Source organism: Paenibacillus sp. FSL H7-0331, assembly GCF_001956045.1.
Map to the genome: position 1 here is coordinate 1 of NZ_MRTH01000153.1, position 883 is coordinate 883.

Genomic DNA, 883 nt, shown 5'->3' on the forward strand with positions numbered 1-883 from the left:
GGGAATGCCGCAATTTGAGCCATTCAGCAGAGATACTTCGTTTCATCAGCTTCCCTCCTCAGATTTCCTGCCGGGTTGCATGGCTACTTCCGGCGATATAGAACAGGACCGTCATCATCAGCGCGGTCATTACGATACCGGAGCCTACAGGCTGTACCATATAAGTGCCCGAAGAATTGGCGTATAGATAAGTAACCGGGCTGAGGTCCATATAATAAGACCAGATAAAGATATGTCTGGCAGCAGCAGGGAACAATCCGGCGGTCATTCCGATAAAGCCACCCAGCATGCCCAAGCACAGCGCAAAGGCCTGGTTCTTGATGGCCAGAGAAACCCATTGCTGAAGCGCCGTAACAGCGAGAGTCGTCAGCAGGGTACCGCCAATGAACATGATTAGCAATTCCATAGGAAAGGCGCCGGGAAAATCCTTTATCAGTCCGAACACGATCATAAATACGGTCTGTGCAAGGATGCCATACAGGAGCAGACTATTGGCGCAAATATACTTCGCTGCGTAGAGATGGCCGCGACTCACATTGGTAGAAACAAGCATTTTCCAGGTGGCACCCTTATGCTCCATATCACAAATCCGCGAAACAACGATGGCCGATATAATCGGCGTAAAAAGTCCGTTCATGGAGGATATACTGAAAATGACAGATTCCCAGACAGCGTGATCCGGATTACGGGTAATGGACAGGCTGATGGACATGAATGCCCACAGCATCTCTACGACAAGAAATAATATCATCATGATCCCTATTTTTTTGCGACGGATTTTGAAGTATTCCAGTCCTAATGTTTGGATCACAAGCTCCGCTCCTTTCCCGTCAGCTCCAGGAAAATATCCTCCAAGCTTTTCTTCCGCTCCTCGATCCGAGTG

1 protein-coding gene is annotated in these 883 nt (G+C 48.8%); it reads right to left on the bottom strand.

Annotation, left to right across the window (positions count from 1 at the left end; genetic code table 11):
* Window positions 1-58: 58 nt before the first annotated feature.
* Window positions 59-811 (bottom strand): ABC transporter permease, encoded by a 753-nt coding sequence (locus tag BK127_RS42225; RefSeq protein WP_076238588.1) that lies wholly within the window; start codon window positions 809-811, stop codon window positions 59-61.
* Window positions 812-883 lie beyond the last annotated feature (72 nt).